Annotated in this window: 6 protein-coding genes; 5 read left to right on the top strand and 1 reads right to left on the bottom strand. The window is 32.6% G+C overall.

Going from position 1 to position 8,960, the window contains the following annotated elements:
* Positions 1 to 457: 457 nt before the first annotated feature.
* From B5X64_RS08205 to B5X64_RS08195, 3 genes are all read left to right on the top strand, one after another.
* Positions 458 to 1,333, top strand: coding sequence for a proline and serine-rich protein 1 family protein (locus tag B5X64_RS08205; RefSeq protein WP_079464760.1), 876 nt, complete (start codon positions 458 to 460; stop codon positions 1,331 to 1,333).
* A gap of 9 nt (positions 1,334 to 1,342) precedes the next feature.
* Positions 1,343 to 1,828 (top strand): hypothetical protein, encoded by a 486-nt coding sequence (locus tag B5X64_RS08200; RefSeq protein WP_079464759.1) that lies wholly within the window; start codon positions 1,343 to 1,345, stop codon positions 1,826 to 1,828.
* A 97-nt stretch (positions 1,829 to 1,925) separates the two neighbouring features.
* The gene (locus tag B5X64_RS08195) at positions 1,926 to 2,750 is read left to right on the top strand and encodes a CvfB family protein (protein WP_079464758.1); all 825 of its coding nucleotides are present in this window, start codon (positions 1,926 to 1,928) and stop codon (positions 2,748 to 2,750) included.
* Between the two features lie 57 nt (positions 2,751 to 2,807).
* On the opposite strand, the gene B5X64_RS08190 is transcribed toward B5X64_RS08195, so the two are convergent.
* Positions 2,808 to 6,725: a DUF7948 domain-containing protein gene (locus tag B5X64_RS08190; RefSeq protein ID WP_164463407.1), complete on the bottom strand. Its 3,918-nt coding sequence runs from the start codon at positions 6,723 to 6,725 to the stop codon at positions 2,808 to 2,810.
* A 171-nt stretch (positions 6,726 to 6,896) separates the two neighbouring features.
* Here B5X64_RS08190 and B5X64_RS08185 point away from each other — a divergent pair, with 171 nt between their 5' ends.
* A complete protein-coding gene (locus tag B5X64_RS08185) occupies positions 6,897 to 7,490 on the top strand; it encodes a TetR/AcrR family transcriptional regulator (protein WP_079464756.1) in 594 nt (197 codons plus the stop codon).
* Between the two features lie 95 nt (positions 7,491 to 7,585).
* Entirely contained in the window at positions 7,586 to 8,938 is a 1,353-nt protein-coding gene (locus B5X64_RS08180; RefSeq protein ID WP_079464755.1) for a TolC family protein, read from the top strand.
* The last annotated feature ends 22 nt before the right edge of the window (positions 8,939 to 8,960 follow it).

The following is an 8,960-nucleotide window of genomic DNA, read 5'->3' as shown; positions in this document are numbered from 1 at the left end:
CAAACTTTGATGGTAGAAGAGTTGCGGAGTAATTATTTTCTTTCCTTGCATGTACTAATTTATGAATAATACATTAATTATCAAATAGTTATAGTATTTTATTTATTTAATATTCACAAAATTTATTTTTAGTATTTTTGGTTGTGCAACAAGCACATCGGTTTTGCAAAAGAGCGGGTTTAAGGATAAGTTGAAAATTTATATATATTTATCCGCAAAAGTAATTATTGAAAGTTTCGGTTTTTTTAGTCCGCTCCTTCGTAAAGCCGTTTTCCGTTAAAGAATTAATCTGAAAACCATAAAAAATTGATTTTTGATTTTTTTCTTTGTCTGAATTCCGCTTGGATTCGATATTTTGAACAAGGTTAAACCAAATGATTTTAATTTTTATTTTAATTGAAATTGTTCATTTTTGGCATGAAAATAGAGTGCGAATTCACTATAGAATGAAATCATTATGAAAAAAATATTTACAGTTTGTTCAATCTTATCCGGTCTATTGTTTTTTGCTCAGGAAGCAGGAAAAGCAGGTGAATTTTTAAAAAACGAAGCCTCTAAAAGAGAAATTGAATCTACAACCTCCAAAAGGCAAGATTCTCGAAATAATAATTCAGATAATTCTTCAGGATTCAGAAATTCAAATAATCAGAATAACACAAACAGAAGACCTGCAAATCCGAATTACCAATGGAATAATAATTACGGATATGCAGAAGTTTTTCTTAGAATTCCGGAGCAGGGAAATTTTTCTGTGGAATTGGCGGATCAGTTGATTTCAAATAACTCAGGTAAATACAGATTCTTTGATCTTCCATCGGGAAAAATTCCTATTTCAATTTACGAAAACGGATTTCTGATGTACAGAACAACTTTAAATGTTAGAAATAACAGCAGACTGGTTCTCGATTTTTTCACGAATGAAGGTTTGTATCTTTTAGATTCTTATCCGCTCCAAAATGGTTATTATGGTTTTAATAACTGGAATGATATCTGGAACAATCCTTATGGGAATTCAGGAAATATTGGAAACATAAATTATCCTAATGTAATGGATAATCAAACTTTCCAGCAATTTTTCAGTAAGATGAAAGAAGATGCCTGGTTTGATGATAAAAAAATCATTTTCATTAATCAGCAAGGTCGTCACGCTATGTTTACATCGGAGCAGATAAGTGTTCTGGTAAAAGATCTGAGTTTTGATAAAAATAAAATTGCTTTGGCTAAATCTTTATTCTCGAAATGTGTTGACAAGCAGAAATATTTTGTTGTTGGAGATGCATTAGATTTTGAAAGCAGTAGAAGAGATTTGATGGATTTTGTATCTAACTATTAAAATTCTTCAATGAAAAAATTGATTCCGTTTTTACTCATTGTTTTATCAGGATTGATTTCTGGTCAAAATATTGAGCCTGTAAGAAAAGCTGTTCAAAAAATTAATCAGACAACAGGTTTTAAAATTAAAACAGTTCCCTATTCTTATTTTATGGATAAATATGAGGTAACGGATAACGGAATTGAATTAAAAGGATTTTACAAAAATGCTGTGCTTAAAAAGATGGAGCATTTTATCGGTTTGTCGGCCTGGAATATTGTAACTGAATATTTTTTTTCAGAAAATCATCAATTGGTTTTTGTGCATTCAACAAAATATCAAACCGTTGACGAAAACGGATATTTAAAAAAGCCTCAAAAACTGTCTGAATTAAGATGCTATTATGAAAATAATAAACTGATAAAATCTGTTGGAGCATTTAATAATGATGAAAAAACAGATTATCTGAAAGAATCTCAAAATCTTAAAAATGATTTGAAAAATTATAATCATTAAATTTAAAATGAATTTAGATATTAAATAAGCTCAAACTCATCAACTCTCAAATCCTCCAACTTATTTTCCTTACCTTTGCCAACTAAATTTATCATTAATGCAACTCGGAAAAACCCAAACTTTAAAAATTTCAGAAAAAAACAATTCAGGATGGATGCTTGAATCAGAGACAGGCGAAAGCGCTTTTATGTCTAAAGTTTTTATTCGTGAAGAAAAAGAAATTGGTGATGAGATTGAAGTTTTTGTTTATCAGGACGATAACAAACTGAAAGCCACTACCGAAATTCCTTTGGCTGAAGTGGGTGAGTTTGCGGTGATGAGCTGTGTGCAAAGTCTTCCAACGGGTGCTTTTATGGATTGGGGAATCATCAAAGATGTTTTCATTCCTTACAAACAGCAGAAGACAAAAATTATTGAGGGTAAAAGATACCTTGTTCATCTTTATGTAGATGAAGATTTAAAATTGATCACTGGAACTACAAAATTTAAAAGAAATCCACAATACGAAAATCTTCCTTTCCAAAAAGGAGATAAGGTTGATTTGTTGATGATGAATGAAAGTGAACTGGGGTGGAATGTCGTTATCAACAAAAAATATATAGGATTAATATATACTTCTGATGTTTATAAAAAGCTATATCCGCTGTCAGAAGAAGAAGGATATATCAAGGATATTCGTGAAGATGGAAAAATTGATATTTCGCTTCAGCCTGTAGGTTTTGAGAATATCGATGAGTTTAAGCAGAAAATCCTAAATAAATTGGAAGAAAATTTCGGACTCCTTCATCTTTCAGACAAATCTTCACCAGAAGAAATCAAAGATGAATTGCAGATGAGTAAAAAGAACTTCAAAAAAGCTTTAGGCGGATTGTATAAGGATAAAATCGTAGATATTTTAGAAGATAAAATCAAATTAGTTTAAAACGAAATTAATTTACCAAATAAAAAGCGAGCAGAAATTTCTGCTCGCTTTTTTGTGTTATTCTCTGTTCTTTATCAAAAGCCAGCCTGTATAATTTCTGCCGTCTGAAACTTTTATAGAATACCAGTAATTTCCTGTAGGAATTGGTGAGCCTTTGATTTTAGCATCCCATTCCAAGGGCTTTTTATTGATGATTTGTTTAAAAACCAAAACTCCTTTTCTATCGAAAACATGAATTTCTGATCCGATATAATTTTCTAAACCTGCAATTTTCCATTTGTCGTTTATTCCGTCTCCATTCGGGCTGATTGCATTTGGGATATTAAAAATAGAAAAAGGTTTCTGACCAATGATACAACCAGATTTTGTTCTTACATAAACAATATATTCCCCCATTCCTAAATTGCTGAAGACATTAGAATCTTGCCAAGAAGAGTTGTCTAAAGAATACTCGTAATTTCCTGACGCTGAAAGAATGACTGTAGCAGAATTGTTATTGATATTCACCGAAACAATTTCCGCCAAAACAGAATAACTCAGCTGAATAGTATCTGTATTGCTACATCCGAACATATTAGTAACGGTCACAGCATAATTTCCGGGACTTGAAAAAGTGATTGTTTGTGTCGTTGCACCTGTACTCCATAGATACGATGTAAAGCCTGGTCCGGCATCTAAAGTGACGGTTTTGCCTTTACAGAAATCAAAATCTTCCGGAAGTGTAATGATTGGTTTCGGATTTAAGACTAATTCTAAAACAACATTTTTAAAACATCCGTCCGCCGTTGCAACTTTCACATTGATAACATTTGAACCGATATTTAAAGTATAATTTGAAGGATTTGGAATTGGAGCTCCTGCTTGAGTTGTATAGGTGAAAATATAATTATTAGGATTTGGAATAATGTTGCTTTGGTATGAAGTAAGGTCTACAACCATTGTATTTGCAGTAGAAACATTACAAAGCGACGTTCTGTAGTTGTTTGCCGGAACATTGTTTTGTGAAAGAGTTACTGCAATTGCCAGTTTTTCAGATTCACAACCATTCAAAGTTTGGGTAACGAAATAAGTTTGCCCATGAATGAGTGGAGTGGTAAGCGGTAAAACATTTCCTGCGGCATCGTAATAAATTAAACCAGTTCCGTTTACCACCAAACTTGCCAATCTAGGATTTGCAGATTCACAGAAATCCTGATTTATATTTGCAACAGGTTTTGGTGTAGTGTTTACGGTAACTAAAATTGAGATTTTAGTGCTTTCGCAACCGTTGATCGTTTGTGAAGCGAAATAAGTTTGCCCGTTTACAAGTGGAGTAGTTGTAGACAAAATAGTATTAGCAGCGTCATACCATTTGATATTTTGACCTGTGATTTGAAGGTTTGCTATTGTTGGTTGATCGGTTGCACAAAAAACTTGATTTGTAATTGTTGTTGTTGGTAATGCAGGAGAATTTACAATTACATTTTGATTCTGTGTGGAGATATTTCCGTTTCCGTCGCTGTAAGTCCAATGAATGATATAAGTTCCCGGAATTGAATAATTAAGCGGATCTGTAGTTGTAGCAATAATAGTTCCAACGCAATTATCTGTTGCAGTCGGAATATTAGAAATTATGGTGTTGCAATCTCCTGAAATGTCGGGAAGTTGTGCTGTATTTGGAACTGGTGCGATGTTATCTCCAACGACAACATTTACAGTGAAACTTCCGTCGCATGCTCCTGAGCCTGAAATCTGACAGGTATAAGCTCCAGCATTTGCTAAAGTAGCATTCGGAATAATTGGGTTTGGGAGATTTGATGTAAATCCGTTTGGTCCTGTCCAAAGATAATTTGTTCCGCCTGTAGCGTTTAATTGAATGTTTGAATTAGTACAAACAGGTGAGTTTGATGTTACTGTTCCAGTCGAAGTACAATCTTGAAATTTTGCAATGAAGGCATCATGATTTCCTGTTCCTCCGTATTGTTGATTAAATGTTCCGGGAGTGGCTATTCCGGTTGTATTAAGCCCTGAAAATCCCGTTAGATAAATGGCTTCTTCATTGTCTTTTGTCACTTCACCTTGTTGGGTGGCACCATTTCCTGTATAATATGTTCCCCATTCTTTAATATCATTTTGATTGTATTTTATAATAAATGTTGAATTATAAAATGGAGGCATACTCATATATGCACCAGGCGTAGATATGTCTGCTTGACCACTGCTGTGGAGTGCTGTAAAAAATACATTTCCAGATGTGTCTGGATAACCAATTAACTGAAAAAAGTTTGCAAAATTGAGATAAGATTTGGTGATTGTATGAGTAGTTAAGTTAACTCTCCAAATTCCTGGGTATCCACCTGATCCTGTAACAGCAGAATATTCTCCAGGAAGTATGAGAATATTGTTAACAATTCTTGCTTTAAATATAACTTCATGACCTAAATTGCCATAATAGCTTGATTTTAAAATAGTTGATCCTGTTTTAGATAGTCTTAAATAAATTCCATCTGAACCTCCTCCCTTTATAGGCTGAAAAGCATTAACCATGGGAATTGTTGATGATTGAGTTGCCCCAATCATTTCGAGAGCGTCAGTTGAAGACATGATTTGATAAAAACCAGTGGAACCATCAGATTTACCAAAATACGTCGCCCAATCAACTACCCCTGTTATTGCGTTCATTGAACCAATAATCCCGTCAGTATAACCAGATGGACTTGCTTTTGAAGGTTGCATAGCATTCACAGTAGGGAAATCGAAGCTGAAAGTACTACCTGCAAAATAAAGATGATTTTGATTGTATGATAAGCTGCTGAAATTGTCATTTGAATTTGTTAAAAATTCTTTTTGAAATATCAAATTACCATTGCTATTAAATTTTACTAAAAAGATGTTTTCGTTGAGTAATGTATGTTGAATTTCTCCACCAGCATAAATATTAAAATTTTCATCAAAATCAACGTCGCCAAAATATTCATCAAGATTGAAACCATAGTATGTACCCCAAACCTTTTGACCGAATTTTGTTATTTTCATTACATAAGCATCAAGATTTCCTGCTACAGTCTGCTGATGAGTACCTGCTGTTGCAAAGTTTGTGGTACTTGATGTAGATCCAAAAATATAAAGTGTATTTTGAGCATCTGTTTTTGCTCTTGCATAGTCATTTCCAAAGCCAGCGATATAACTTCCCCAAATTCTTGTTGGTACAGGATCAATAATAATTGTTTTATTAGAAGTGTTTATCGGAGAATTAAAACCAAAAGTTTGATTTTCTAAATCTTTAAATGAAACATTAATATTTTCTCTATTATTTCCTTCGATCCAACTTTGTGGAATATTTTCTTGCATTTTACCAAAGCGCAGATCCATTTCTAATTTACTATCCTGAATTTTTGTTTCAGCGCCATTAAATTTCATTCTAATATCCGATACTTTTCCTCCTGGATTAATGATGAAATTATATTCAATAGGTTTTAAAGTATCTTTAGGCTTAAAGAATACCAAATCTATGTTTTTGTAAATATTTTTATAAGTAACTTTTTGATATTTGTGGATATTGGTTATACCTTTAGGGTTGTGGCTTATATTGTAATAGTTATCATAGTCTTTCGATTTATTTTCGGCTATAATTTTGGCGTTTGGGTTTGAATTTACAAGCTCTATATCGATTCTATGATAAATATTTTCATAATTAAATTCATTAAAATTAAAACCTGGCTTTTGTGGAAGATCGTTTTTTTCTGCTTTACGATAATTAGGATTTAGTGTCTTTTTAACCTCATATACGTCATAAGAAAATCCTCCCTTCCGCAACTGAATATTCAATCCATTTGAGTGAAATAAATATTTTACATTGTTATTAGGTTTTCCATTTTGATCTACAATCTGTCCCTTATTTTCATAGAAATAATATTCACTATTCTTTTGAAAATTCTTCTGCCCAAACAAAAGAACACAGCTAATTATTGAAAATAAGAGTAAAGTTTTTTTCATCATTATTAATTTTCCGCAAATATAATCAAACAATGCTTCTGCGGGAATTAATAAATCATGAATACGTGATTCGTTGACCAAAATATGATGCAAATCATATTAATTATCTTGTTTAACAATTTTGTCAAAACAAATGATTGATATATATTTGCACAAAATTGTTTAACAAAAATGTCAAAACAAGAAAAAAAAGATCAAACACAGGAATTAATAAAGGAAACTGCAAAGAATTTATTCTTTGTTCAGGGGAAATTTAATGCAACTACACAAGAGATTGCAGACGAAGCTGGTGTCAACCGAACGTTGATCAACTACTATTTTCGCTCGAGAGACAATTTGATTCAGATTATTTTTGATGAAGCTCACAGAGTAGAGAAAGAAAAATCAGAGATTATTATGAATTCTGATCTTCCGTTTAAGGAAAAGATTGGCAATTTTATAGATGGAAGCTTACAGACAAGTCTTCAATATCCATATTTAGAAACATATATAGTTTCTCAAATCAATAAAGGAAGTTGTCACAAAAGAGATGTTGAAGAAGAAGAGTTGAATAAACTCTATGCAGATATTGAAAGAGAAATGGAATTAGGAAATATCGAAAAGATGGCACCTGTACAATTTGTACTCAACATGGTTTCGCTTTTAGTATTTCCGAGTGCGGTTCGTCCTTTGTTTTTAGAGAATTTAATGATGAATGATAAAGAATTTGATCAGATCATCTCAGAACGAAAAGATATCATTCTTAACATGCTTTTTAAAAAATAATTAAAAACTGTTAAAGTATTTATAAAACTGAATCGTCATTTAGGGATAAAGTACCTCAAGACAAAAACTACAAAAAATAAACGAAGTATAAAATTATGAATAGAAAACGTATAACTGCAAAAAAGCTAAAAATTGGGATAGCTGCTGCATTTATGATTTTCGGCTCTTCATCTGCCTATGCACAGCAGCAGATTTCTCTGCAGGAAGCTATTAAACAGGCGTTGCAAAATAAAGCTGAAGCTAAAAAAGCGGCTTTGCAGATTAAAAAAGCAGAGTACAAAATCAATGAGGCAAGATCTGGAGCTTTACCACAAATAGGAGCTACTGCAGGGGTAACTTACAATCCGGTGATCCAAGAGTCATTATTAGAGTTTGGAGGCGAAAGAATTCGTGCACAATTGGGTCAGGCTTGGCAATCACAAGCGGTAGTAACTCTTAATCAGACTATTTTTGATCAAAGAGTTTTTACAGGTCTTAAAGCAGCAAAATCAACTAGAGAATTTTATGTTTTAAATGCTCAATTGACGAACGAACAGATTATTGAAAATGTAGCAACAGCTTATTATCAGGTTTTTGTACAGGAAGAAAATCTTAAAACTTTAAATGTAAGTTACACCAATACCGAAAAAGTAAGAAATGTAATTAAAAGTTTGGTAGATAATGGTTTAGCAAAAGGAATCGACTTAGACCGTACCAATGTTCAGCTAACGAATATCAGTTCAAGCAGACAGCAGTTGGTGAATGCGGTAGAGCTTTCAAAGAATTCTTTGAAGTTCTATATGGGAATTCCTATTGATACCGATATTGAATTAGAAGAAAAAACGATCGAACCTCAGCCTCAGCTTTTGGCAGATGCTGTAAATCTTGAAGGCCGTTCTGAACTTAAAGTTCTTCAGAAAAACAGAGAGCTTTTAGTATATAACAAAAAAGCAACTGAAGCCTATCTTTATCCTACTGTTGGTTTGCAGGCAAACTACGGTTGGGCCGGAATGGGTAAAAAATTCCCTTTAACAAACGGATTGAATAACGGTGTTCTTTGGAGCGATTATTCTGCAATTGGTTTAAATGTAAACATTCCGATTTTTACCGGTGGTTCTACAAAATCAAAAATTCAGCAGGCTGAAATTGATATCTTAGATCTTGATCAAGATATTCAGAATACGCAGCTTCAGTTAAGTCTTGAATATAAAAATGCGGTGACCAATATTGAAAATTCATTAATCAATATTGAAAGCATGAAAAACAACGTAACGCTTGCCGAAAAAGTACAGAAAGACACCCAGTCAAATTATCAGTACGGTTTAGCAACATTGACGGAAGTTTTAGATTCTGAAAATGCATTAACAGATGCAAAACAAAATTACACAACTGCATTATTAGACTACAAACAGGCTGAAATTAAATTAATAAAAGCTAAAGGCGAGCTTAATACTTTACAAAACCCATAAGAACATGAAATCGCTATGAATT

This window comes from Chryseobacterium balustinum (genome assembly GCF_900168205.1).
In the GTDB taxonomy this organism is placed as follows: Bacteria; Bacteroidota; Bacteroidia; order Flavobacteriales; family Weeksellaceae; genus Chryseobacterium; species Chryseobacterium balustinum.
This window is presented reverse-complemented; position numbering and strand designations above follow the sequence as displayed.